The sequence below is a fragment of the Candidatus Phaeomarinobacter ectocarpi genome (genome assembly GCF_000689395.1).
Lineage (GTDB): Bacteria > Pseudomonadota > Alphaproteobacteria > CGMCC-115125 > CGMCC-115125 > Pyruvatibacter > Pyruvatibacter ectocarpi.
In genome coordinates this window covers 1,109,686-1,134,652 of record NZ_HG966617.1, presented here as the reverse complement: position 1 = coordinate 1,134,652, position 24,967 = coordinate 1,109,686, and the positions used below count along the sequence as shown (strand labels likewise).

Here is a 24,967-nt window from a genome sequence, read left to right as displayed (position 1 = left end):
GCATCCCAGCCGGTGCGGCGAACACAAAATCATTCAATCTGAATGCAGCCATCGCACTTGGGTGTGACGGATAGATGACAATAACAGTTTTGGGGGCAACTGCCCAAATTACGCTTTGTCGGCTGAGGCTTTCAGCACATCGCGAATGACCTTCATGTTGAGGCGCTTGCCATGACTCAGAGCATGAAAGTCAATCTTTTCAACAATTGAACGGGCGGCATGAGCTGACCGGTCAATCCTGTGTGCAATGTACTCCAGCATGTCCGGGCTTGCATGGACGCCGCGCTCTGCAAAGAGTTTGGCGATCAGCTGAATCAGCAACATGTCGTCGGGCTCAAGCAGTTGCACATGCGGGGCTGCTTTCAACCGTGACATCAAATCCGCCAGGGGAAAATGCAGCGTACCCGGTGCTGTTGTGCAGGTGAGCATCAGGGTTGCCCCCTTTTCACGCGCGAAATTCAGCAAGTGAAAGAGAGCCGCAGGGTCACGCAGCAGCTCTATGTCTTCAACAACAAGGCCGCCGGCTGTCAGAAGCTCAGGGACATTTTCTCGCGTAAGGTCCATGGCGTTGCAAGACGCAGCATCTGCCCCTGCTCTCCATACATCCGCAAGGTGCGTCTTGCCGCTTCCCTCTGGACCGCTGAGCACAACGATGGGCTGAGGCCAATCGGGCCATTTGTCGACCCACGCAACCGCAACGGCATTGCTCTGCGACACCAAAAAGTCATCGCGGCCCTGCGCAGGTCTGTGATCAAGCGGCAGAGGTATCTGAGGTCCGGTCGCCGCGGACCGCGCCTTACTCACGATGATTGCCCTTGTAAAGGTCGCTCTTGAGGTACTCGCCAATGCCAAATCGCATCAGAACTCCGATGAGAGCGGCAAGTGGCAACGCCAGAAGCACGCCGACGAAGCCAAAGAGCGTTCCGAATGCAAAGAGCGCAAAAATCACCCATACCGGGTGCAACTTGACGCGGGACCCCACAAGCCAAGGCGTAAGGATGTTTCCTTCAATAGCCTGTCCCACGAAGAAGACTGCAGCGACTGCACCAATCATCAGGGGGTCCGGCCAGAATTGAATAAGTGCCAGGCCGACCGAAAGGACCAAACCCACCAGTGCCCCGACGAAGGGAATGAAGCTGACCAGACCGGCAATGAGCCCGACCACCAGTCCGAAATCCAATCCAATGAGGGTAAGCGCTGTTGCGTAGAAGGTGCCCAGCACAAAACATACCGTGACCTGTCCGCGCACAAAGCCTGACAGCATCCCGTCCATCTCGCCAACGAGGCGACGCACTGTGCCCGCATGGTCGCGAGGCAACCAGCTGTCCATCTGCTCAACCATCCGATCCCAGTCGAGCAACAGATAAAATGCGACCACCGGGGTCACGAAGACCAAGGACATGAAGCTGACGAATGCCAGACCACCGCTAATCGCGCGCTGGAACACCTGCCCTGCCCAACCGAAGGCGGATTTGGCGATGTCGGTGAAAGCCGCACGCGCATCCGTATCGAAACCGGCAATGAATTCCGCAATACGACCATCCATCACTCTGTCAAACAGCTGGCGCAGTTGGTCGACATAGCCAGGAGCGCGTTCAATGAACTTGATGATCTGGTCCTGCAACACAGGCAACACGAGCACCAAAACCAGAATGAAAATCAGCAAGCCGACGACTGATATCACGCTGGTGGCCGCCATGCGGCTCAGGCCCATGTCCTCCAGCCGATCCGCTGCAGGGTCCAGAAAATAGGCAATGGCCATGCCAGCCACGAAGGGCAGCATGATGCTGCTCAGCAGGTGCAGCACCAGCCCAAATACAATCGCAACAACGGCCCAGATGAGCGCCTGCCTACCGATGGTCACTTGGGGTTTCCTTCCGATCCTGAGGTTCGGTGGTGGTGGTGGTGTCCGTCTCCCATGCGCTCACATCGCGCACCCAGTCAACAAGATAGCTCGCACCCGAAATTACTGTCGTCAGTCCTGTCAGATATGCAGCCAACACGAGGGCGGCGCCGAAGGTCGATTCAAATTGGAACCCCAGGACAGCCAGCACAGCAGCTGCGTATGCAATTTGTGCCGTTGTGTTGATCTTGCTCACCATCAACGGGCGCATTGTGACGACAAAGCCAATGAGCCAGGAGATCAAGACCGCGCCGACGATCAGGACATCACGACTGACAACAAGGATGACAAGCCAGTTGGGAATGAGATCCTGCAGACCCAGCGATACAAAGATTGAAACCAGCAGCGCTTTGTCGGCCACCGGGTCCAGATACGCTCCAAGGGCGGTTGTGTAGCCAAAACGCTTGGCAATGAAGCCGTCGACGCCATCAGAGATGCCGGCCGCTACAAAAACCCAGAAGGCTGCTTCAAACGCCTGATTGCCAATCAGGTAGATAATCACAGGGACAAGAATTAGCCGTCCCAGCGTTATGAGATTTGGAACAAAGCTCACCGGTTTGGAGAACTTGCATTCTGGCGGGTCAGGCGGTCCGCAATCGCCTCATCTTCCGGCAACCCACGGGAGGGCGCGGAAGATGTGCCAGCAGGTGCGGTTCTCGTGGGATCGGCAACAGGGGTTGCTTCCACCGCCTCCTCGGCGTCGTTCAAGATAGGCGCCGGGGCCGCTGCGGCTGACGAAAATGCCAGTGTCCAGACACCCCCCTCATCCAGAAGGCGCAACTGGCGCTGGGCAAGGTTAGACCTCAGCGCGGGCATTGGACCCGACACCCGCAAATTGACCTGAGCCCCGCGAGGCGAAACAGCGACGACGTCCACACTTTGAACAATGGACGCTGAGTTTAGGCGCTGCCGAATGGCAGTCCATTCCGCAAGCGATGCAAACTCAACCGATACGGCCACCGTTTGTTCAAGGCCGAATGCAACCGCGTTTTGCGTTTTCCAACTGGCAATAAGGGAATTGCGTATGCCTTCGGCACCGGCAAGTGACGCAGCTTCAATTGTTTCGCCCTGAAAAGTTCGTCGCGTTTCATCCACACCGCGAGGCGTTACCCGATAAAGGGTGACCTCAAGCTGGTTGCCGTCTCCACCGCGTGCGTGAGCCACCAGCACCTGCTCTACACCATATCGGCTGGCAATTTGTTCAAGCGCCGCCCAGTCCGCCCCGATTGCTCCCCCGGCATCGATGGCGGAAAAATCCTGTAGGTCACCAAGTGCCAGGCGGATGGGCACAAGGGAGTTGGACAGTCCGATGGATTCCCAAGCAGCACGCCATGGATTGGGCTCATCAAACAGCACCCGCACGCCAGGCGTGTCCAGCACGGGAAGAAGCAGGCTCGGCGCCGCCTGATTTTCTGTGAACCGGACACCGGATTGGCGGAGGAAGCGGCGCACCTGCTGCGGATTGAGCCGCGCGGTTACGTCACCAAGATATCGCGTGCCGGATGCTCGCTCATTGGCGATGCCAATGCCCGTCACAAGCAATTCGCCATCTGCCGCCGTCAACTCGGGAAGCCGTGGCCAATCTGAGTACAAAGTAAACCTGCGCAGCACTTCATCAGCGGCTTTGATACGACCTTGCGTCAATGCTTTTTCACGCGCCTGGGCAGCATCAGCGCCCGTCGCGTCAACCGACACGCCCGTCACCGCATAGATGTCAGAAGATGCCTGTGCCCATGCGGCATTGGACACCATGCCTGCCAGCCCGATGAGCACAGCTGCAAATACCAATTGCGGGAGGCCAAATGGGCGTACAGCCTCATCCAACGCGCGCGTCGCAGCTTGTGCCAAACTCATCTCTCCTACCTTACAGGACTGCATCTTGAACTCATTTCACCCCATAAGGGCGCAGCAACTATATCATTTCTGCCCGTCAAATGGCCCACATTCATCATTCCGGTCGGGCTTGCATTCTTGAGGGCTTTGGGCTCGTTTAGGCGCTCGCTGGCCTGGGAGCAAGACTCAGGGCATACAGCCAGCGGAATGCGGCCAAAAACTGACTTTTATCGCACGAGGACGAGATGGCGGATCCAGCGCAGGGCGCGAAACGCAATGGCATTACCTATGCCGATGCAGGCGTGGATATTGACGCAGGCAACGCGCTGGTGCGGCTGATTGCCCCAATGGCCAAAGCGACCCGGCGCCCAGGCGCAGATAGCGACCTTGGCGGATTTGGTGGTCTTTTTGACCTGAAAGCAGCCGGCTTCACAGATCCCATTCTGGTGGCAGCCAATGACGGCGTCGGCACCAAGCTACGCCTTGCGATCGATACCGGCATTCTGGATACGGTTGGCATCGACCTTGTAGCCATGTGCGTCAATGATCTGATTGTTCAGGGTGCAGAGCCGCTCTTCTTTCTCGACTATTTTGCAACCGGACATCTGGATGTTGAGTCAGCCGCGAAGGTTGTGTCGGGCATAGCGGAAGGCTGCCGCCTCTCCGGCTGCGCCCTAATCGGTGGAGAAACTGCTGAGATGCCGGGCATGTATCAGGGCGATGATTTTGATCTCGCCGGATTTTCTGTTGGTGCCGCTGAGCGTGGTTCGCTTTTGCCTCGCAACGACATGGTGCCCGGAGACATCATTCTGGGCATGAGTTCCAGCGGTCTTCACTCCAACGGCTTCTCACTTGTGCGGCGGCTCATTGCTGACGCGGGGGAAAAGCTTGAGTCACCCGCGCCCTTTGAGACCGATGCCGCCACGCTGGGGAACGCACTGCTGACACCAACCAGGTTGTACGTCACCCAACTACTTCCCAGCATCAAGGCGGGACACATCAAGGCGCTGGCGCACATTACCGGCGGCGGCTTCAGTGAAAACATTCCTCGGGTGCTGCCGGACAATCTGGCCGCGGAGGTCGACTACACCGCCTGGGATATACCGCCGGTTTTTGACTGGCTTCAAAAACTGGGTGGTATGGCGGATGCTGAAATGCGCCGAACCTTCAACTGCGGCATCGGCATGATTGCTGTCGTGTCTCCTGGAGATGACGCGGAAGCTGTCACCGCCAGCCTGAATGAGCTGGGCGTTCCGACCCGCCAGATCGGGGTGATCACGTCCGCATGAAGATCGCTATTCTGATTTCCGGCCGCGGGAGCAATATGGAACGGCTGATAGAAGCCGCCTCCGCCCCGGACTACCCGGCTGAGATCGTCAAGGTCATCTCCAATCGACCGGATGCTTCGGGTCTGCGGACTGCCGCAAATGCCGGTATCGCTACGCAGGCCATTGATCATAAAAGTTATGCCTCCCGCGCTGCCTTTGATGCTGCGCTGGAAGCAGCGTTGAATGAGGCTGACGTCGATCTCGTATGCCATGCTGGCTTCATGCGTATTCTGACCGATGAGTTTGCCGCACGGTGGGAAGGTCGAATGGTCAATATCCATCCATCCCTGCTGCCTTCCTTCAAGGGCATTCGCGTCCAGCAACAAGCCATTGATGCCGGAGCCACGATTTCAGGGTGCACCGTCCACTACATCATTCCGGCGCTGGACAGTGGCCCAATCATCGCACAGGCGGCTGTGCCGGTCCTGACGGATGACACAGCAGAAACGCTTTCGGCGCGCATCCTGGAGGCCGAACATGTGCTGTATCCCACGGCGGTCAAACTGATTGCTTCAGGCAGCGTGAAGCTTGTCGACGGCAAGGTGGTGCGTAGCCTGGATGCAAAAAGGGCGGACACAGCGTGCCCGCCCCTCTTTTCGCCTCAGCCATAAGGCGTCTGCAAGTCAGCGATTAGCCAACAATTTCGTCGTCTGAAAAGAAGTACTTGATCTCTTCAGCAGCTGTTTCAGGAGCATCTGAACCGTGTACGGAATTGGCTTCAATGCTTTCAGCAAAGTCCGCGCGGATTGTGCCTGGCGCGGCTTCCGCCGGGTTTGTTGCACCCATGATTTCACGATTCTTTGCGATGGCGTTTTCGCCTTCAAGCACCTGAACAATGACAGGACCTGACGTCATGAAAGCCACAAGATCGTTGAAGAAAGGACGCTCTTTGTGGACAGCGTAGAAGCCTTCAGCCTTTTCCTTGGTTAGTTGCAGCCGCTTGGACGCGATGACGCGCAGGCCTGCTGTTTCCAGCCGGTCAATGACCTTACCGGTGATGTTACGCTTGGTTGCGTCGGGCTTAACGATAGAAAAAGTGCGCTCAAGAGCCATGAGAATGTGCCTTTCAGGTTGGCATGTCGCGGTAGCATTCCTGCTGTCACTGGCAAAAATCCCGGCCACCGCATTGCATCAATGCAAAACGGGCGGTGGACATCTGCTGGAGGACGCTTAGAAGTACCGTCTTTCTGGGAAATATGATCTCGGGGATTGCCGCCTTAAGAGCCGCAAATTCGGGCGGGTTATAGCCGCCGCTGTTGCACTCCTGCAAGCACCCAAAAGTCACACTGCAAGGGCCCTGCTTGGGCAAATGTCGTCGCCATGCTGCAAATCAACGAACTAACCTACCGCATTGGCGATCGGGTCTTGATGGAAAACGCGACCGCCGGCGTGCCGGAGGGCAAGCATGTGGGTGTTGTTGGTCGCAACGGCGCGGGCAAATCCACGCTTTTCGGCCTCATAAATGGCGATCTGCCGCCGGATGCTGGCTCAATTTCAGTTCCCAAGAACTGGCGCATTGGCGGGGTCGAACAAGAAGCACCAGCTACCGACAAGAGCCTTCTGGAAACCGTACTGGAAGCGGATACGGAACGGCTGGAACTGCTGGCTGAGGCGGAAACAGTCACCGATCCCAATCGCATTGCTGAAGTTCATACGCGACTTGCCGACATCGATGCTCACAGCGCCCCTGCCCGTGCGGCCTCAATCCTGGCTGGACTTGGCTTCAACGAGGTGGATCAGGCCCGGCCGACCCGCGACTTTTCCGGTGGCTGGCGCATGCGCGTCGCGCTTGCGGCGTTGCTTTTTACGACGCCCGACCTGCTGCTGCTGGATGAACCAACCAACTATTTGGACCTTGAGGGCACCATCTGGCTTGTGGACTACCTGCGGAAGTATCCACGTACTCTCCTGATCGTGAGCCATGACCGCGATCTGCTGGACCAGGTGGCAAGCGGCATTCTGCATCTCGAGCACCGACGGCTGTCCTACTATCCAGGCAACTTCGAGCGGTTTCAAAGGCTGAAGTCCGAGCAGGCGGCGCATGATCTTGCTCTTCGCAAGAAGCTCGATGACAAGCGCAAGCATATGACGGCGTTCGTTGAGCGGTTCCGCGCCAAGGCTTCCAAGGCACGTCAGGCCCAAAGTCGCCTCAAGGCCCTGTCTAAATTGGACCTGCCAACAATCCTTGCAGACGAACACTCAGCGCGCATCAGCTTGCAGGGTCCCGAAGATCTGCTGCCGCCGCCTATTATCACCATGGAAAATGCGGCTGTCGGCTATAGCGACAACCCGCCAGTGCTCAGCAACATGACGCTACGCATTGACCAGGACGACCGCATTGCCCTGTTGGGTGCCAACGGCAATGGCAAGTCCACATTCGCCAAGCTGGTAACCTCCCGGCTGAAACAGGCAAGCGGCACATTGCGGCGCTCGCCACGTCTGCGCATCGGGTACTTTGCGCAGCATCAGGTGGATGAACTGGCCGACGGCCTTACGCCATATCAGAACATGCGCCAACGCATGGAGAAGTTTGGCGAAGTCACGGATGCGCAGGTACGTGCGCGGGTTGGCGCCATAGGATTCTCAGGTCAGCGCGCCGACGTGAAGGTCGCGGACCTGTCTGGCGGCGAGAAGGCACGGCTCCTGCTTGCAATTGCGACTTTCGATAAACCACACATGCTGGTGCTCGACGAACCAACCAACCATCTGGACATGGAAGGCCGCGACCAGTTGGTCAACGCCATCAACGAATATTCAGGTGCAGTCATTCTCATCAGTCATGACCAGCATCTGATTGATTCTTGTGCGGATCGTTTGTGGCTGGTTCATGATGGGAAAGTGCAGTCATTTGATGGTGACATGGATGACTATCGGCGCCTGCTGCTCAGTCAGCGCGGGAGACCGGGGTCGACCAAAACATCCTCCCTTTCCGATGATGCAACTGCCCGTGCGCCTGAGGCGCCGCGCGCCAAGGACGTGCGCAAGGCTACAGCACAACAGCGGGCGGGCATTGCGCCGTTGAAGAAAAGCGCGGATGACGCTGAATTCAAGATCATCGAGCTGGAAGAGAAAATCGCCAAGATGGACGCGGTTCTTGCGGATGGCAGCCTCTTTGAGCGCGACCCCAAAAAGGCAGATCTCATTTCGCGCGCACGCGGCGAGCTTGGTACCCGATTGGAAAAGGCCGAAGACAACTGGATGAAGCTGACGCAGAAATATGAAGCCGCGTTGGCCAAGCTTGAGAACGCCGACGCTTAGGCTTTCTTCTCCCACCGACCGGCTTGGCTTTGCTGCCAGTAGGTGGCGTCATGCCCTGCGTCCTTGACCGCTTTCCAATGGACGCGAGCCGCTGCCACTGCATCCGGGTCACCGCCATCAAACATCAAGACGCAGCGTTGATAGGTATCAACGCCGTCAATGCCAGCACCATCAACTGCGAACAGCACATTGGCTGCGGCCGGATTTTCATTTCCGGTTGTGAGCAACACTTGCTGTGTTTCCTCATGCCCCTCACCCTGTGAGCCATGCGGCAGAAAAGCATCGTCACGATAGGTCCACAAATGTGCATCCAGCGAGCTGACACGTTCAGCGGAACTGGCACGCACCACGGCCTTCCACCCACGCTCAAGCGTCTTCTCGAGAAGCTGCGGCAACACAGCTTCCAGAGTGGATCGCTCGAGGTGGTAGAAAAGTAGTTCGGACATGGGCGGGACTATTTCTCGAAATTGTCCGACACCAGACGATCAAGCAGTCGCACGCCCCAGCCGGTTCCCCATGATGGGGACGTTGGTTTGCTGCCGGACTGCCACGCAGTCCCTGCAATATCTAGATGCGCCCAGGGCACGCCATTGGTGTAGTGTCCCAAGAACTGGGCAGCGGTAATAGACCCGGCAAATCGGCCGCCAATGTTCCGCATGTCAGCAAATTTGGATTTGATGAGCTTGTCGTAGGCCGGTCCCATGGGCAGGCGCCACAAGGTTTCGCCGGAAGCTTTACCAGCATCAAGGATCTGATCTGCCAGCTTGTCATTGTCGGAGAAAAGGCCTGCATGTTCTTCACCAAGGGCCACAAGGATGGCACCGGTCAGTGTTGCCAGGTCAATCATGAAGCGCGGCTTGAACCGGTCCTGTGTGTACCAAAGCGCATCAGCCAGAACGAGACGCCCTTCGGCGTCGGTGTTCTGGATTTCGATGGTCTGCCCGGACATTGAGGTGACGATGTCACCGGGACGCTGAGCGCCCGCATCCGGCATATTTTCGACCAGACCGATGACGCCCACGGCGTTGACCTTGGCTTTACGCGCTGCAAGGGCCAGCATTGTGCCCGTGACAGCGGCCGCGCCGCCCATGTCGCCCTTCATGTCTTCCATACCCGCGCCGGGTTTCAAGGAAATGCCGCCTGTGTCGAACGTCACACCCTTGCCGACGAAGGCAACTGGCTTGGACTTGGCCGTACCACCGTCCCACCGCATGACAACCAGCTGACTTTCGCGCACAGAACCCTGCCCCACGCCCAATAGCGATCCCATGCCGAGTTTTTCCATCTGCTTTTCACCAAGAACCTCGACCTTTAGGCCCTTGGATGTCAGCGCCTTGCACTTCTTGGCAAAACTCTCCGGATACAGAACATTTGGTGGTTCATTGACCAGGTCGCGGGCGAGGTACACGCCTTGCCCGACAGCTGACAGGTCAGCCCATGCTTTTTTCGCGCGGGCCTGGGCCCGGGTCATGACCCCAACCTTGGTCAGGCTTGGCTTTTGATCCGGCTTCTGCTTGGTGCGGTAGCCGTCGAAGCGATATGAAGCGAGCTGAGCACCAAGGGCGAGATGGGCGGCAACATCGCCGTCGGCGATCTCACTGCCTTCGATTGCATCACCGGCGATTGAGCCTTGTTTGATGCGCGCACCATTCAAACGGCCGACCATACGACCTGCCGCCGTTTCGAGCCCTGCGGGTTTGAGCGACTTTGCCGCACCAAGGCCAACAACGAACAGCCGATTGACGCTGATGCCCTGGGGCGCTGCGATATCCAGGACCTGCCCTACCTTACCTTTGAACTCAGCAGCCTTGATGGCTTTGGAAAGGCCGCCATCCATTGCTTCATCTACGGCTTGCGCTGTTGGCAGCAGCTTAGTGCCTTCAACAGAAATCAGAACAAGAGCGCCTGTCTTTGGCAGGGTGCTGCTGGAAATCGTCACATTCATCGGGATTGTCCTTCATGGCCCAGGAAGCAGGGCCGGTTTTGGTCTGGTTTGGTGCGGGCTTAGGGCTTCACAGGCCCCTGATTTGTTAACTTTATCGAAATCGTGATCCAAAGGCGCGGAAAAGTCGCGCTTTTGGGCGATTAGCACGTCATTAAGGGGTTCGCCAAATCCACAAAGTGCTGTATTTCCAAAGGGCTGCGGGGATTGATTACGTGATTTGGCGTCGGGCTGTTAACCAAAAACAGCATCTTGTCGCTTAATATGAAACACGACACTGCCCGTTCGCTGTGATGCTTACGGGCACCCTGCAGGACCGGACAGACCAAGCCCAGATGGCAAGCGATACCCAATCCCGAGTTTTCAAGATCGATGCCTATGTGGCCCGTCTCGTGACAGGCCCGTTTCTGGTCTTCATGCTCATCCTCACCGGGGTTGTCTGGCTCACGCAGTCGCTTGAGTTGCTCAATGATGTGATCGAGCAGGGCCAGAACATCGGCGTGTTCCTCTACCTCTCCGTGCTGGTGGTCCCGTCCATTCTTGTGATTGTCCTGCCAATCGGCCTTTTCTTTGCGGCTGTCTATTGCCTTTACCGGCTGCGCTCGGACAGCGAACTTGTTGTCATGTATGCGGCAGGCATGAGCCGCTGGCAGGTGGCGCGCCCCATCTTCGGCTGCGCCATTACAGTCATGCTGCTGGCCTATCTGGTCAACATGCTGCTGCTGCCAATGGCGATGCGCGACATGCGCTCTGTTCTTCTGGAAATGCGCACCGAGTTTGCATCTTCGCTTCTGCAGGCCGGTGAATTCACCACACCTGCTGACGGTCTCACTGTGTTTGTCGAGAATCGTCTCCCCGGCGGTGAAATCGAAGGGCTGCTGGTCCACGACAACCGCGACAAGGACAAGCCCGTCAGCTACATCGCCGACCGGGGACAATTGATCGATACGCGCGAAGGCCCGCGCCTGATCATGCTGAACGGCAACATCCAGCGTCGCGATGCTCAGAAAAAGACGGACTTCCTGTATTTCGACAAATATGCATTTGACCTTAGCCAATTCGAAAATCCGGCTGAAGAGCGGTATTTCAAGGCCTATGAGCGATACCTGCCGGAATTGCTGTGGCCGGACACAACGCAAGCCTATGATAATCAGTACGAAAATGAATTGATTGCCGAAGGACACGCACGCATCACGTCACCGCTTTATGCGCTGGTGTTTGCAGCTTTTGCCATGGCAGGTCTGTTGCCTAACGAGTTCAACAGGCGGGGCTACGGGCGACGCATCGTGCTTACGGTCGCGCTCGGGCTGGCAATACGTCTGCTGGATCTGGCCTCGGTTGGCTGGGCGACCAGATATCCCATGCTTATTGGTATTCAGTACCTCATCCCCATCGCTGCATTTGCCGGTGCGTGCGCCATGATCGGGGGCTGGAAGCCGACGGCAAGCCTCGCCGCGCTGCGACGTAAATCACAGTCTATCGGTTCTGCGGAGGCATCACGCTCATGAAGATGCCGTGGACCATGTATCTCTATTTTGGCCGCCGCGCGCTCATGGCCATCGCGGCGTCCTTCATCATCTGTATGGCACTTGCCTTCGTGATCGATTTTGTGGAGCTGCTGCGTCGCACCGGCTCACGAGAAGTTCCGTTCACGACTGTTTTGTCCATGGGACTGCTTCGGCTGCCCAGCATATCTGAAAAAATGATGCCGTTCGCCGTGCTGTTCGGGTCCATGTGGGCGTTCCTGCAATTGTCCCGCACCAATGAGTTTGTCGTCGCGCGAGCGTCCGGTGTTTCTGCCTGGCAGTTCCTGGCGCCCGCAGTCGCACTGGCGTTGATCATCGGCACCGGCGCTGTTGCCGTCTACAACCCGTTGGCAGCTGCCATGGTGTCGCGGTTTGAAGCGCTTGAATCAAAATATGTCCGGGGACGGACCAGCCTGCTCGCAGTCTCCGAGTCAGGCCTTTGGCTGCGCCAGGCCGATGACAATGGACAATCCGTGATCCATGCCCTTGGCGTGACAAATCAGGGCGTCGAACTGCGAGACGTAATCATCTTCCTCTACAACAATGAGGACGAGTTCATTGCCCGTATCGATGCGGACAACGCCGAACTTGGTGATGGGCAGTGGAAGATCAGCAATGCCCAGGTTGCCACACCAGGCGAACGGCGCGCGCTGCACGAAACCTATTCGCTTCCCACAAGCCTGACGCTTGAGCGCGTCCAGGAGAGCTTTGCTTCGCCGGATACACTGTCCTTTTGGGAGCTACCGGAATTCATTGAAACGGCACAGGAAGCCGGGTTTTCTGCCCTGAGATACGAGCTTCACTGGCATCAACTTGCATCGCGGCCATTCCTCATGGCGGCCATGGTGCTTATTGCGGCCTGTTTCAGCCTCAGACTGACCCGACTGGGCGGCGTTGGTCAGTTAATTGTTGCGGGCATCATAAGTGGCTTCTTTTTGTACTTTTTCACCGACGTGACCCTTGCGCTGGGCGCACGAGGGGTTATGCCTGTTGTTCTGGCCGCATGGTCACCGGCATTCATCAGTGCGATGCTCGGCGGAGCACTGATTTTTCATCAAGAGGACGGTTAGGGGCGTATGGGGGACGAAGGGGTTATTTCTCTTCAGCGTCAGGGAAAAGGTACACCAATCCTGCATCTGCGGATGCTGGCCGCGGGCACATGTGCGCTGCTGGCAACCCTGACGATCGCGCCCCAGAAGTCTGCCGCCCAATCCACCAGCCCGGCCGAAAGAATTGTTCTTACTAACCCCAGTGAGGTTGATGCTGACCGCGAGGCCGACCGGGTGCTGGCTGGCGACGCTGACGACGCTGACGACATTGAACTGGATGATCCTCGGCCAATTCAAACATTCGAGCAGCCGGAAGACACTGTCCTCATCGAGGCCGATGAGATGGTGCATGACCGCGAGGTCGATGTTGTAACAGCAAGCGGCAACGTGGAAGTCACGTCGGATTCCCGCGTATTGCTGGCGGACTCAATCGTCTATGACCGCGGCACGAAAACTGTGACGGCCAATGGCAATGTGAGCCTTCTGCAACCGGATGGCCAGGTCATGTTTGCCGATTCCATGGTGCTGTCTGATGACTTTGCAGACGCAGTCGGTGAAACCGTTCGACTTCTGCTTGAAGAGAATGCACGCATCGCGGCCAATTCGGGCACGCGCCGCGCCGGCAACCGAACTGAGCTCAAGAAAGCCGTCTACACCGTCTGCGACGTATGCGAAGAAGATCCAAACTCATCGCCGCTGTGGCAGATTCGATCCTTCAACGTCATACACGACAAGGAGAAGAAGCGCGTCGAATATGAAGATGCCTTCCTCGAGTTTTTTGGTGTGCCTATCATGTACACCCCCTATTTCAGCCATCCCGACCCGACTGTGAAACGGCTGACCGGTCTGCTCACACCAACAGTTGCAGTCTCGCCGGAATTTGGAACAACGGTTCGCACGCCGTTCTTCTGGAATATTGCGCCGAACATGGACTTTACGTTCCGGCCGCGCTGGCAGACCCAAGTTGGCGATGTCTATGCCGGTGAGTTCCGCCATCATATCGGGTTTGGACAGTACAAAATTGATGCAAGTGCGACCTGGCCGGATGAAGAGACTGTTCGAGGAACTGACATCGAGCCATTTCGTGGACACGTGTTCGCAGATGGTCAGTTTGACATCACCAAGAAAACCCAAGCCGGCTTTGACCTGAAACTGACTTCGGATGAGACCTATCTGCGCCGGTATGACATTTTCAATGAGAATGATCTGATCTCGACGGCATATGTTCGGACGATCGACGACCGAAACTTTGCGCGCGCAGAAGCCTTCTACTTCCAGGGGCTTCAGGCCAATGATGACCAGGCAAGCATCCCTTTCGTTACGCCGCTGGTTGACGCGGAATATTATCTTGAGCCGCTTGTCGCGGGCGGCCAGGTCAAGGGCAGGTTCAATGCCCTCAACCTGCAACGGACTGAAGGCACAAGTTTCCAGAGGTTCTCCGGCGATATTGGCTGGGACATTTCCCGCACAGCAAAGTCAGGTGAGCAGTTTGGTGCATTCGCCGACATGCGGGGCGATGTCTATCTGGTCGATGAAGATGTGATCAACGGCGTTGGCCAGAACAAATCATCGGTGCAGACGCGGGTGATGCCGACTGTGGGTGTCGAGTATCGCTGGCCGTGGATCAGCACTGGTGAAAGATCGTCACAGATCATCGAGCCAATCGTCCAGGCCATCTACTCGCCCAGCAACTCCAATCCGCGCGACATTCCCAACGACGACAGCCTGAGCGTCGATTTTGATACGACGCACCTGTTTGATCGCAATCGCTATCCGGGGCTCGACCGTTTTGAAGACGGAGCGCGCGTCAACTACGGGCTGCAGTACTCATTGCTTGGGGACAATGGCGGACAGGCAAACATCCTGCTTGGCCAATCCTACCGGTTGGAAGAAAGTGCAACATTTCCTGCCGGCAGCGGCCTTCAAGACAGCGACTCAGATGTCGTGGGCCGCGTCCAGATCAACCCTGGCCCTTATCTTGATATCGTAAGCCGGTTCCGAGCCGACCCGAAGGACGGAAAGCTCCTACGCAATGAAGTTTCTTTGACTTCCAGCTTCAATCTGTTTGAAGACCGCGGTGTCGGCATTTCTGCCAACTACGTGTTCCTCGATGCTGACCTCGATACGGTCAACAATCGCGAGGGTGAAGAAGTAACAGGCAGCTTCTCATTCAACTTTGCAGAAAACTGGTGGATGAACGGCCATGCTCGCCGAGACCTGCGACGGGCTGAAATGGTGTCGGATGGGGTTGGCCTCACCTATCAGGACGAGTGTTTCCTGTTCTCGTTGAACTTCAACCAGAGCTTTATCCGCGACCGCGATATCGAGCCGACCAACTCTGTCACGTTCCGTATCCAACTCGTGAGTCTTGGCGAGTTTGGCGCCTCAACAACAGTATCCAGTGCGCAGACAAACTAGCTGCAACTTCACGGATGGGGGCGCTTGATTGAAGCGCATCTTTCGCTATGCTCCGCTTGGGCGTGGGGAACATTTAAACCGTTGGAAGCATGAAGCTTTTGGGCTTTCATCCCCGGCATTTTTCGTTCGCAGGCTGAAATGCCTGCCAAGCAGACATGATATCGGTTCACATGCACACAAAACTGCTTAAAAATCTGCGCCAAGGCGCTCTTGCTGCGCGAGACAACGCGCTTCGCGGACTGACCCTTGCCATCGCATCTGTGGGTCTGGCTGCCCTGCTCTCGGGCCCTTCTTCGGCTCAGATGGTTCAAAAAATTGCCGCGATTGTGAATGACAGCGTGATTTCCGGTTACGATCTGGAGCAACGTCTTGGTCTGGTGTTTGCGACTGCAGGCGTCCCGCGCACACCGGAAAACGTCGAGCGCATCCGCCCTCAGATTCTGAGAGCTCTCGTCGACGAGCGTCTGCAAATCCAAGAAGCGCTCGATAAAAACATTGATGTGGATGACGCTGATATCGATCAGTCCATTGAGCGGCTAGGTGGACGGAGCAACATGTCCCTGGAGCAGATCCAGGAGTTCCTGGCATCGGTCAATGTCAATGTCGATACGTTGCGCAATCAGGTCTTTGCCGAACTTGCCTGGAACGAGCTGGTTGAGAGCCGCTTCGGACCGCGTGTGACCGTCACGGACACCGAAATTGATACGGTACTCGAGCGGATCATCAATCAGTCGGAGATGGCGTCTTACCTTGTCTCTGAAGTCCTGGTTTCAGTGGAAACTCCCGAGGATGAAACGCGCGCCCGTGCCGCAGCCGCTCAGTTGGTTGATCAACTGAGGCAGGGTGGTGATATCCGCGCAATTGCTGGGCAGTTCAGCCAGGCGCCCACAGCTGCCAATGGCGGCGATGCCGGGTGGATCATCGATGGACAGCTTTCAAGTGCGCTCAATTCATCGCTGCGTACGTTGAAAATCGGCGAAACCTCCGATCCAATCCGCACCGTGGCCGGGTATCACATTCTCCAATTGCGGGATCGTCGGCTGAGTGGGGATCAGATGGATCCGATGGATGCGACGGTCACCATTGAGGCCATCAACATTCCCTTTACCGAAGACATGCCTCGCGCCAAGCTGGAACGCACCAGCGCCGCGATTGGCGAGGCACTAAAAACACCCATGGCATGTGGCGAACTGGAATCGTTCGCCATGAAACTCAATCCAGATTCGCGCTTCAGTCGGATTGAAGATCGGCCCATGCGCGCCTTTCCGGCACCTGCCCGTCCTGCGCTCATGGCACTCGAGGTCAACAGGTGGGGCGCGCCACAGCGCACCCCGGACGGCATCGAACTTGTTGTCCTGTGCAATCGCAACATGGTCGAGCGCCAGTTGCCCAGCAGGAATGATATCGAGAACCAGTTGTTCAATCAGGAACTGGCAATGATGTCTCGCCGCTATCTGCGTGACCTGCGGCGCAATGCTGTTGTCGAAATGCGGTGAGCAAGACCGTTGACCCTGTTTCCCTGCCGCTGGCTGTCACCATGGGTGAACCGGCTGGCATTGGTGGGGAAATACTCCTCAAGGCCTGGGCTGATCGCGATGCATCCGGTTTGCCGCCTTTTGTGGCCATTGACGACCCTGCCAGACTTGAGAAAATTGCCAAAAAACTCGGCCTTGTCGTCCCTCTGACACTCGTTGGCAGCGGCGCGGAAGCTGTGCGTGCGTTCTCGGCTGCCTTGCCGGTCGCGGAACTTGACGAACCACTGGCGCCGCCGGCAGTGCCGGGCACAACAAATGTCGCGCATGGCGAGACCGTTATCAGCTCAATTGAAGTGGCAACCCAATGGGTGTTTGAGGGCCAGGCCAGTGCGGTGGTGACCAATCCCATTCAAAAGCAAAGCCTCTATGAGGCAGGCTTCAGATATCCGGGCCACACGGAATATCTTGCGGCCCTGACCGGCGCTGAGGGTGCGCCGGTGATGATGCTGGTATCACCACAGATGCGTGTGGTTCCCGTGACCATCCACATCCCGCTGGCTGAGGTCGCACAGCAACTGACGACACAGGCCATCATCCACGCGGGGCGCGTAACCGCCCAAAGCCTGCGTGACGACTTTCATATCCGCTCACCACGCCTGGCCGTGGCAGGACTCAACCCGCATGCTGGTGAAGGCGGCACCATAGGCACCGAGGAAGACACCATCATTGGCCCGGCCATTGAAGCATTGAAGTCAGAAGGCATTCGCGTATCAGGCCCGTTTCCGGCTGACACACTCTTCCATGCCCGCGCTCGCGAGAACGCTGACGCGTTCTTGTGCATGTATCACGATCAAGCCCTCATACCGCTGAAGACGCTTGATTTTGATCGGGGGGTCAACATGACGCTTGGCTTACCACTGGTCCGAACATCGCCTGACCATGGAACGGCACTTGATATTGCGGGCTCAGGCAGCGCAAACCCGGAAAGTTTCATTGAAGCTCTCAAGCTGGCGGCGTCTTGCGCGACCAACCGCGGGCGTCAGACACAATGAGCGATGATGGCCTGCCACCTCTGCGCGATGTAATCGCGGAACATGGTCTGGACGCACGCAAGTCGCTGGGACAGCACTTTCTTCTGGATCTCAACCTCACCCGCCGCATCGCACGCGTCGCGGGTGATCTTGGCGAGCATGACACAATTGAGGTGGGTCCAGGCCCTGGAGGGCTTACCCGCGCATTGCTGATGGAGGGTGCCAAGCGTGTCGTTGCCGTTGAACGGGACGCGCGCGCATCAGCTGCTCTCGCTGAAGTGGGGCGGGCCTATGCTGGGCGCTTCTCACTCGTTGAAGCAGACGCAATGGCAGTCAACGAAGCGGAACACATAACCGGCCCGGCTCGGATCGTTGCGAACCTGCCTTACAATATTTCAACGGCCCTCTTGTTGAAATGGCTCAGCCTGGACCCCTGGCCGTCATGGCTCGTGTCGATGACGCTGATGTTTCAAAAGGAAGTGGCTGAGCGGGTTGTCGCTGCGCCCGGAAGCAAAGCCTACGGCCGATTGTCCGTCATTTCTCAATGGCGAACGGATGCCTACATGGCGTTTGACGTGGACCCGCGTGCATTCACTCCGCCACCGAAGGTGATGTCCAGCATCGTGCATATGACCCCGAAGGTAATGGGGCCTGACGATCCACCACTGCACGCTGTGGAGAAAGTAACAGCGGCGGCGTTCGGCCAGCGCCGGAAAATGCTGCGGGCCTCTCTGAAACAGGTCTTTCAGGACCCCGAAGCAATATGCGAGCAGGTGGGCATCAAGCCAACCGAGCGGGCGGAACGCCTCACGGTGGACAATTTCCTTGCCCTTGCACGCCTCGTCTAGTCACGGCGCGGCGCTGGAAATGACCCGTATCAATAAGGCAGCATTTTGCGTCCCTGCCATGTTGTGGGCAGACGCAGCCGGTGGCAAAGTACCGGCCAACAATTGACTGACAATATGTCGGCACGTGCATCAATACATGCACCTACAGAGGATGGATCCAACACATGGCAACGCTCAATTACCTCAATACGACACACATTGATTTCGGCTCGCGTTCAATGGTGGCTGACACCATGAAGCAGCTCGGCATCAAGCGCCCGATGATTGTGACCGACAAAGGCATTGTCGCCGCAGGCATCCTCGACAAGGTGCGCGAGGCAATGGGCAATGAATTCTCTCCGGAGATTTTTGACGGCACACCTGAAAATCCAACCGAAGAAGCGACCCTTGAAGCGCTGGCTCAGTACAAGGCCAGTGGATGTGACGGCATCATCAGCCTGGGCGGTGGGTCGTCCATGGATCTGGCCAAAGGTCTTGGCCTTCTTGCGACACACGATGGCGACCTGACGCAGTTCGCAGCCATTGAAGGTGGCAGTGCATTGATTGGTGAGACGACGCCGCACATCGCCATGCCGACGACGGCCGGTACTGGATCGGAAGTGTCTGTTGGCACGGTTATCATTACAAAGGACGGCCGCAAGCTGATTTTCGCCAGCCAGAACCTGATCCCGAAGGTTGCTCTGTGCGACCCGGAACTCACATTGGGCCTCCCAGCACGCCTCACGGCTGCGACTGGCATGGATGCAATAACCCACTGCATCGAGGCTGTGATTTCGCCCATGGACAATCCACCCGCGGAAGCCGTTGGCCTTGATGGTCTGCGCCGGGCATTCAAGATGGGCTATCTGGAAAATGCTGTTGCTGACGGGCAAGACAAGGATGCTCGCTACAATATGATGATGGCAGCAAGCGAAGGCGCCATGGCATTTATCAAGGGTCTGGGTGCTGTTCATTCCATGAGCCATGCCTGCGGTCGCATCAAGGAACTGAAGTTGCACCATGGCACTTTGAATGCCGTCATCCTTCCGGCAGTTCTGCGCTACAACGCTGATTTTGTTGGTGACAAATATGACCGTATTCGCGAAGCGATGGGTCTGCCCGCCAATGCTGATCTTGCTGACGAGATCGAAGCCCTGAATGCACGGATTGGCATTCCCAAAAATCTGGGTGAGATGGGTGTCTCCATGGACACCCCGGGCATTGTTGAGAATGCTGTAACGGACGTCAGCACGTTCACCAATCCACGCCCGCTGGAAGCCAGCGACTACGAAAAACTGTTTGAGCAGGCAATCGGCTAGACCACCTGTCGCCCCTGCTCCAATACCCACACCGTTACAAGGAAACACCTCGATGAAGAGCCAATCCATTGTCGCCTATGGCGAAGCCCTGGAAGAAACCACATCAGATACCCCCGAGCCCAAAGGCCGTGAAGTTCTGGTGAAGGTTTCCCACTGTGGCGTATGCCACTCAGATGTTCATCTGCACGATGGGCATTTCGACATGGGTGGTGGCAACCAGTTGGACGTGAAGGGTGGCCGCAAGCTGCCATTCACGCTCGGCCACGAGATTGAAGGCGTCGTGGAAGCGGTTGGGCCGGATGTCGAAGGAATCAAGCCGGGCGATGACTATGTGGTGTATCCATGGATTGGCTGCGATGATTGCGCCACGTGTGAGCGTGGTGATGAGCACTATTGTGGCAAGCCGCGCCAGCTCGGCATCAACATTGCCGGTGGATTTGCGACGCATGTTCTTGTGCCCGACCAGAAATATCTGCTGGACCGCACAGGCGTGACCCCAGGCCTTGCCGCTACCTATATGTGCTCGGGTCTTACGGCCTATTCAGCACTCAGGCGCATCGGCGAGCCGGGCCCGGACGACAAGGTCGTCATCGTTGGCTGCGGCGGCGTTGGCATGATGGGCATTCAGTTTGCCCGTGCCCTGCTCTCTTCAGCACCCCTTGCCGCTGATGTTGATCCCGGCAAGCTGCAGGCGGCTCAGGGCGCAGGCGCTGCAGCCGTCTACAATCCCAAAGATGAAGACGCGATCAAGCAGGTCATCGCCGACACAAATGGTGGCGCGTACGCCGCCATTGATTTTGTGGGCTCGGAATCATCACTTGCCTTTGCATCGTCCGTTGTCCGCAAGGGTGGCCAAGTTGTCGTGGTTGGATTGTTCGGCGGCGGCTTTGCCATGCCAATCCCCATGTTCCCAATGCGCGCCCTCACCATTGGCGGCTCATTTGTGGGCTCACCGCAGGAAGCAGCGGACATGATGGAACTGGTTCGCGCGGGCAAGGTTGACCCAATCCCTGTTGAACAGCGCAGCATGGATAAAGCAACGCAGTCACTTGAAGATCTGCGTCAGGGCTCGGTTCTGGGCCGGGTGGTGCTTGTTCCGTAGAGACCGCTAAAGGCCTTCGCGGAGGCCTTTGACGAACCCATCAAGGCCAGTCTGGCGCGGGCGCTTCAAGCGTTCCGCGTCCAGAATGGCTCTTATCTGCGCGCTGCTTTGCGCAATGTCCTGATTGACGATGATGTAGTCGTACTCTGCCCAGTGGCTCATTTCGTCCGCAGCCTTGGACATGCGACTGGCCACGACTTCGGCACTGTCCTGTGCACGGGAATGCAGACGCCGTTCGAGTTCCTGGGTTGAGGGTGGCAATATGAAAATGCTCACCACATCGGCGCCAGCGTTCTGTTTGAGCTGTTGCGTCCCCTGCCAGTCGATGTCGAACAGGACATCCTGGCCACTGGCCAATGCTTCTTCGACCGGTGCTTTGGGCGTGCCGTAGTAGTTGTCAAAGACTTTGGCGTGTTCAAGGAATTCGCGGCGATTCACCATCAGCCCGAACTCTTCCACCGAGGCGAAATAGTAATCCTTACCGTCAACTTCGCCGGGGCGCGGCGCGCGCGTTGTGGCGGACACGGACATCACGATTTCAGCGTCCGTTTCCAGCAGACCACGAGACAGAGTTGTTTTTCCAGCGCCGGACGGCGAGGACATGACGAACATCAATCCGCGTCGGTTGATCGAAATCTCACTCAACGTTTTGCACCTGCTCGCGTAATTGTTCGATGGCTGCCTTGAGATCAAGCCCTATGCGCGTGAGCTCAGTGTCCGATGACTTTGAGCACAGCGTGTTGGCTTCCCGGTTGAATTCCTGCGCCAGAAAATCAAGCTTGCGGCCAACTGAAATGCCTTCCGCCAAGAGCGTTCTGGCTTGCGCAATGTGGGCGCGCAGCCGGTCCAGTTCTTCGCGAATGTCTGCTTTGCCGGCCAGCATGGCAACTTCCTGAATGATCCGCTCTTCAGGCATTTCTGCGCGGTCCGCCAGAAGCTCAGTCACCTGCGCTTCCAGCCTGCTGCGAATGGCCTCCGGGGCCACCACTGCAAGTGCGTCTGCACGGGCAACAAGCTGGGCGATTTCTGTCAGCACGCTTTCAAGGATTGTCTGGAGTTTGGCGCCTTCGTCTGTCCTGGCGGATACGAGGCTCTCCACCGCTTCATCGAACGTCGCAGCCACGGCCGCAAGGCGGGCAGCCGTTTCGTCTTCGTCAGTGTCCGGCTCGGCGACTTCAACGACTCCGCGAATTCCCAATACGGCATCCAGTGTGGGTGGCTGCGTGCCCAGTCCGGTGGCCAGTTCCTTGAGATCGGCCATGAGCTTGGCGGCGAGCGCCGCATTGACCCGCACATCGGCGCCGGCATTTTCCCGTTCAATGTTGATGAAAACCTGAACTGCGCCGCGCTTGAGCTTTGCCTGAAGCGATTTTTTGAGACCTTGTTCGAGTGGCTCAAGTCCATTGGGCATCCGCATACGGATATCAAGACCACGTGCGTTGACGGTCTTGAGCTCCCAATGCCAGCGCCAGTCAGCGCGAGATCCGTCGGCGCGACCGAATCCCGTCATGCTTTGTATGTTCATGGACGCACCTTAGCGCAGTCCGCGCTCACGCTGTATCCGTCTCCAGACGCGTACATTCTGTTCGTGCTGACGATTGGTCTTTGCAAAGGCGTGGCCGCCCGTGCCATCCGCAACAAAAAACAGGTATTCCGTTTCAGCCGGGTTCAAAACTGCGGCAATCGCCGCTTCCCCGGGATTGGCAATCGGGGTCGGGGGCAGTCCGTCAATCTGATAGGTATTGTACGGGGTGACAGCATTTATCTCCGAGCGGCGTATGCGGCGGCCAAGCGGCCCCTCGCCGTTGGTAATGCCATAAATAATGGTTGGGTCAGACTGAAGCCGCATTCCCTTTCGCAGACGATTGATAAAAACGCTGGCAGCCTTGTCGCGCTCATCGCCCTTGCCGGTTTCCTTCTCCACAATGGAGGCCAGTACCAGCGCTTCTTCAATGGTGTTGAACGGCAGACCTTCCTGACGGTCGTCCCAAAGGTCGTTGATAACCTTTCGCTGGGCCTTGCGCATACGGTCTATGACGTCCTGACGCGACGTGCCGCGGGTCACTAGATAGGTTTCGGGCAGGAGCGATCCTTCGGCAGGAACGATCGGGACGCTGCCGGTCAATACAGGCTGAAGCTTGAGATGCTCAACGACTTCCCATGAGGTCATGCCCTCGAAGACAGTGATGGAATGAAGGATGGGTTTTCCTTCAACCAGAATGCGCATGATTTCGCGCATGCTGGCGTGACGTGGAATTTCGTACTCGCCGGCTTTCAGAGATGAAGCCTTGCGATGCACTTCTACGCCAACGCGAAACATCAGGGCATCTGCCACAAGGCCTTCACGCTCAAGCTGATTGGCAATGCGCCCAAGACCGGATCCTTCTTCGATCAGGACTGTGGTGCGGGCTGGAATATCACTTGGGCCGACAAAGCCGCGCCACGCGATCCACATCGGTGCACCCACAATGAGCAGCGCCACCAGAAATGAAATGGTGAAGAAAGCAATCGCTCGCAGGAAACGCCGCTTTGGCTTTTCCGGTTTGATCGGTGGAGTAGACGTTTCAGTCATGGCGGCGATTTCTACCTTGATCGGGCCTGCAAGAGCCAGCTCGGGTGGGAAGCGTCAGCCCTGCTTATGCCTCAACGGCCTTAAAGACGAGTGAAGCATTTGTGCCGCCAAAGCCAAAGGAATTGGACAGCGCGATATTCACGTTCCGCTCGCGCTTAGTGTTTGCCACAAGATCAAGAGACGTCTCTACCGACGGATTGTCGAGGTTGATGGTGGGTGGCACAACATTGTCGCGAATTGCGAGCATTGAGAAGATGCCTTCAATCGCACCGGCCGCACCCAGAAGGTGACCTACAGCGGACTTGGTGGATGACATTGAAACTTCCACCTTCTCTGAACCGAACAGGCGCTCTACGGCCCGCAGCTCAATCTCATCGCCCAGAGGCGTGGATGTACCGTGCGCATTCACATAGTCAATGTCTTCGGGAGAAATGCCTGCGCGCTCGATTGCCATTTTCATGGAGCGGTAGGCGCCATCGCCATCTTCAGCAGGCGCCGTGATGTGGTAGGCGTCACCGGACATGCCGTAGCCCACGACTTCGGCGTAGATCTTCGCGCCGCGTGCTTTGGCGTGTTCGTATTCCTCGACCACGACAACACCCGCGCCCTCACCCATGACAAAGCCGTCGCGGTCCTTGTCATAGGGACGCGACCCTTTTTCCGGCGTGTCATTGAAACCGGTTGAAAGGGCGCGGCATGCGCAGAAGCCGCCAATGCCCAGCGGCGAGATCGCACCTTCAGCCCCGCCGGCGACCATGACGTCTGCGTCGCCGAACATCACCATGCGTGCCGCGTCGCCAATGGCATGTGCGCCTGTTGAACAGGCCGTTACCACAGAGTGGTTTGGACCTTTGAGGCCCCAGCGAATGGAGGCGTAGCCGGAGGTCAGATTGATCAGGCGACCGGGAATAAAGAACGGCGACAGTCGACGCAGCCCCTTGTTGTGAAGCGTCAGTGCCCCTTCTTCAATACCGGGAAGGCCACCAATGCCAGACCCAATAATCACACCAGACCGGATCTGGTCTTCGTACTCTTCTGGATGCCAGTTTGCGTCATCGAGTGCCTGCTTGGCAGCTGCCTGCGAATAGATAATGAAATCATCCATGCGCTTGGCTTCTTTGGGCTCAACCCAGTCGTCCTGATTGAACGTGCCGTCCGTGCCATCGCCGCGCTTCACTTCGCAGGCAATGGTGCAGGGGTAACCGGAGGCATCAAACTTGGTGATCTGTCCGGCACCGGACTGGCCATCAAGGAGCCGTGACCATGTTGTTTCAACGCCGGTCCCAAGGGGAGTTACAAGGCCCATGCCCGTAACCACTGCGCGTCTCAGCTCAACCATGGATGTCTCCTAGATGGGTATAGAGGGACGGATGTAAGGATCACC

Annotated in this window: 22 protein-coding genes; 11 read left to right on the top strand and 11 right to left on the bottom strand. The window is 57.3% G+C overall.

From position 1 onward, the window contains the following. Positions 1-108 precede the first annotated feature (108 nt). The 4 genes from BN1012_RS05400 to BN1012_RS05385 are packed head-to-tail and all read right to left on the bottom strand — an operon-like array spanning position 109 to position 3,757. Positions 109-804, bottom strand: a complete 696-nt coding sequence (locus BN1012_RS05400; protein ID WP_043948832.1) for a P-loop NTPase family protein — start codon at positions 802-804, stop codon at positions 109-111. Next, complete coding sequence (locus tag BN1012_RS05395) at positions 797-1,864, bottom strand: AI-2E family transporter (protein WP_043948831.1); 1,068 nt, start codon at positions 1,862-1,864, stop codon at positions 797-799. The genes BN1012_RS05400 and BN1012_RS05395 overlap by 8 nt, the downstream gene beginning before the upstream one ends. Then, on the bottom strand, positions 1,851-2,456 hold the full coding sequence (locus tag BN1012_RS05390) for a CDP-alcohol phosphatidyltransferase family protein (RefSeq protein ID WP_081826233.1): 606 nt from the start codon (positions 2,454-2,456) through the stop codon (positions 1,851-1,853). Before BN1012_RS05390 ends, BN1012_RS05395 begins: the two co-directional genes overlap by 14 nt. Further along, on the bottom strand, positions 2,453-3,757 hold the full coding sequence (locus tag BN1012_RS05385; protein WP_043948830.1) for a DUF2066 domain-containing protein: 1,305 nt from the start codon (positions 3,755-3,757) through the stop codon (positions 2,453-2,455). Before BN1012_RS05385 ends, BN1012_RS05390 begins: the two co-directional genes overlap by 4 nt. 224 nt (positions 3,758-3,981) lie before the next feature. Between BN1012_RS05385 and purM the strand changes: the two genes are divergently transcribed. Together purM and purN are read left to right on the top strand one after the other, a co-directional pair. After that, positions 3,982-5,025 (top strand): phosphoribosylformylglycinamidine cyclo-ligase, encoded by a 1,044-nt coding sequence (gene purM, locus BN1012_RS05380; RefSeq protein WP_043948829.1) that lies wholly within the window; start codon positions 3,982-3,984, stop codon positions 5,023-5,025. Next, complete coding sequence (gene purN / locus BN1012_RS05375; RefSeq protein WP_043948828.1) at positions 5,022-5,675, top strand: phosphoribosylglycinamide formyltransferase; 654 nt, start codon at positions 5,022-5,024, stop codon at positions 5,673-5,675. Before purM ends, purN begins: the two co-directional genes overlap by 4 nt. A gap of 19 nt (positions 5,676-5,694) precedes the next feature. Here the strand turns inward: purN and ndk are convergent, their stop codons facing one another. Further along, positions 5,695-6,117 carry a nucleoside-diphosphate kinase gene (gene ndk, locus BN1012_RS05370; RefSeq protein WP_043948827.1) on the bottom strand — a complete coding sequence of 141 codons (423 nt, stop codon included), beginning with the start codon at positions 6,115-6,117 and terminating at the stop codon, positions 5,695-5,697. Positions 6,118-6,384: 267 nt separating this feature from the next. On the opposite strand from ndk, the gene BN1012_RS05365 reads away from it, so the two are divergent. Further along, a complete protein-coding gene (locus BN1012_RS05365; RefSeq protein WP_043948826.1) occupies positions 6,385-8,322 on the top strand; it encodes an ABC-F family ATP-binding cassette domain-containing protein in 1,938 nt (645 codons plus the stop codon). Here BN1012_RS05365 and BN1012_RS05360 read toward each other — a convergent pair. After that, positions 8,319-8,768: a DNA polymerase III subunit chi gene (locus BN1012_RS05360; protein ID WP_043948825.1), complete on the bottom strand. Its 450-nt coding sequence runs from the start codon at positions 8,766-8,768 to the stop codon at positions 8,319-8,321. The genes BN1012_RS05365 and BN1012_RS05360 overlap by 4 nt on opposite strands. A gap of 8 nt (positions 8,769-8,776) precedes the next feature. Further along, complete coding sequence (locus BN1012_RS05355) at positions 8,777-10,267, bottom strand: leucyl aminopeptidase (RefSeq protein ID WP_043948824.1); 1,491 nt, start codon at positions 10,265-10,267, stop codon at positions 8,777-8,779. Positions 10,268-10,599: 332 nt separating this feature from the next. Here BN1012_RS05355 and lptF point away from each other — a divergent pair, with 332 nt between their 5' ends. The 8 genes from lptF (at position 10,600) to BN1012_RS05315 (ending at position 21,011) form a co-directional block, all read left to right on the top strand. Beyond that, positions 10,600-11,772, top strand: a complete 1,173-nt coding sequence (gene lptF / locus BN1012_RS05350; RefSeq protein WP_171815917.1) for an LPS export ABC transporter permease LptF — start codon at positions 10,600-10,602, stop codon at positions 11,770-11,772. Further along, positions 11,769-12,860 carry an LPS export ABC transporter permease LptG gene (gene lptG, locus BN1012_RS05345; protein WP_043948822.1) on the top strand — a complete coding sequence of 364 codons (1,092 nt, stop codon included), beginning with the start codon at positions 11,769-11,771 and terminating at the stop codon, positions 12,858-12,860. Before lptF ends, lptG begins: the two co-directional genes overlap by 4 nt. 6 nt (positions 12,861-12,866) lie before the next feature. Then, positions 12,867-15,257: an LPS-assembly protein LptD gene (locus BN1012_RS05340; RefSeq protein ID WP_043948821.1), complete on the top strand. Its 2,391-nt coding sequence runs from the start codon at positions 12,867-12,869 to the stop codon at positions 15,255-15,257. A gap of 170 nt (positions 15,258-15,427) precedes the next feature. Then, a complete protein-coding gene (locus tag BN1012_RS05335; protein WP_171815916.1) occupies positions 15,428-16,753 on the top strand; it encodes a peptidylprolyl isomerase in 1,326 nt (441 codons plus the stop codon). Next, positions 16,750-17,784, top strand: coding sequence for a 4-hydroxythreonine-4-phosphate dehydrogenase PdxA (pdxA, locus tag BN1012_RS05330; protein ID WP_275450964.1), 1,035 nt, complete (start codon positions 16,750-16,752; stop codon positions 17,782-17,784). The genes BN1012_RS05335 and pdxA overlap by 4 nt, the downstream gene beginning before the upstream one ends. Beyond that, entirely contained in the window at positions 17,781-18,611 is an 831-nt protein-coding gene (rsmA, locus tag BN1012_RS05325) for a 16S rRNA (adenine(1518)-N(6)/adenine(1519)-N(6))-dimethyltransferase RsmA (protein WP_043948819.1), read from the top strand. Before pdxA ends, rsmA begins: the two co-directional genes overlap by 4 nt. 164 nt (positions 18,612-18,775) lie before the next feature. After that, positions 18,776-19,909 carry an iron-containing alcohol dehydrogenase gene (locus BN1012_RS05320; protein WP_043948818.1) on the top strand — a complete coding sequence of 378 codons (1,134 nt, stop codon included), beginning with the start codon at positions 18,776-18,778 and terminating at the stop codon, positions 19,907-19,909. 52 nt (positions 19,910-19,961) lie between these two features. Then, the gene (locus BN1012_RS05315) at positions 19,962-21,011 is read left to right on the top strand and encodes an alcohol dehydrogenase (protein WP_043948817.1); all 1,050 of its coding nucleotides are present in this window, start codon (positions 19,962-19,964) and stop codon (positions 21,009-21,011) included. A gap of 6 nt (positions 21,012-21,017) precedes the next feature. Here the strand turns inward: BN1012_RS05315 and gmk are convergent, their stop codons facing one another. The 4 genes from gmk to fabF all read right to left on the bottom strand — a co-directional run bounded on the left by gmk (position 21,018) and on the right by fabF (position 24,913). Next, positions 21,018-21,623, bottom strand: a complete 606-nt coding sequence (gene gmk, locus BN1012_RS05310; RefSeq protein WP_043948816.1) for a guanylate kinase — start codon at positions 21,621-21,623, stop codon at positions 21,018-21,020. A 25-nt stretch (positions 21,624-21,648) separates the two neighbouring features. Next, a complete protein-coding gene (locus BN1012_RS05305; RefSeq protein ID WP_081826231.1) occupies positions 21,649-22,521 on the bottom strand; it encodes a YicC/YloC family endoribonuclease in 873 nt (290 codons plus the stop codon). A gap of 24 nt (positions 22,522-22,545) precedes the next feature. Continuing rightward, positions 22,546-23,583: an endolytic transglycosylase MltG gene (gene mltG, locus BN1012_RS05300; RefSeq protein WP_043948814.1), complete on the bottom strand. Its 1,038-nt coding sequence runs from the start codon at positions 23,581-23,583 to the stop codon at positions 22,546-22,548. 64 nt (positions 23,584-23,647) lie between these two features. Beyond that, entirely contained in the window at positions 23,648-24,913 is a 1,266-nt protein-coding gene (gene fabF, locus BN1012_RS05295; RefSeq protein ID WP_043950680.1) for a beta-ketoacyl-ACP synthase II, read from the bottom strand. Between the last annotated feature and the right edge of the window lie 54 nt (positions 24,914-24,967).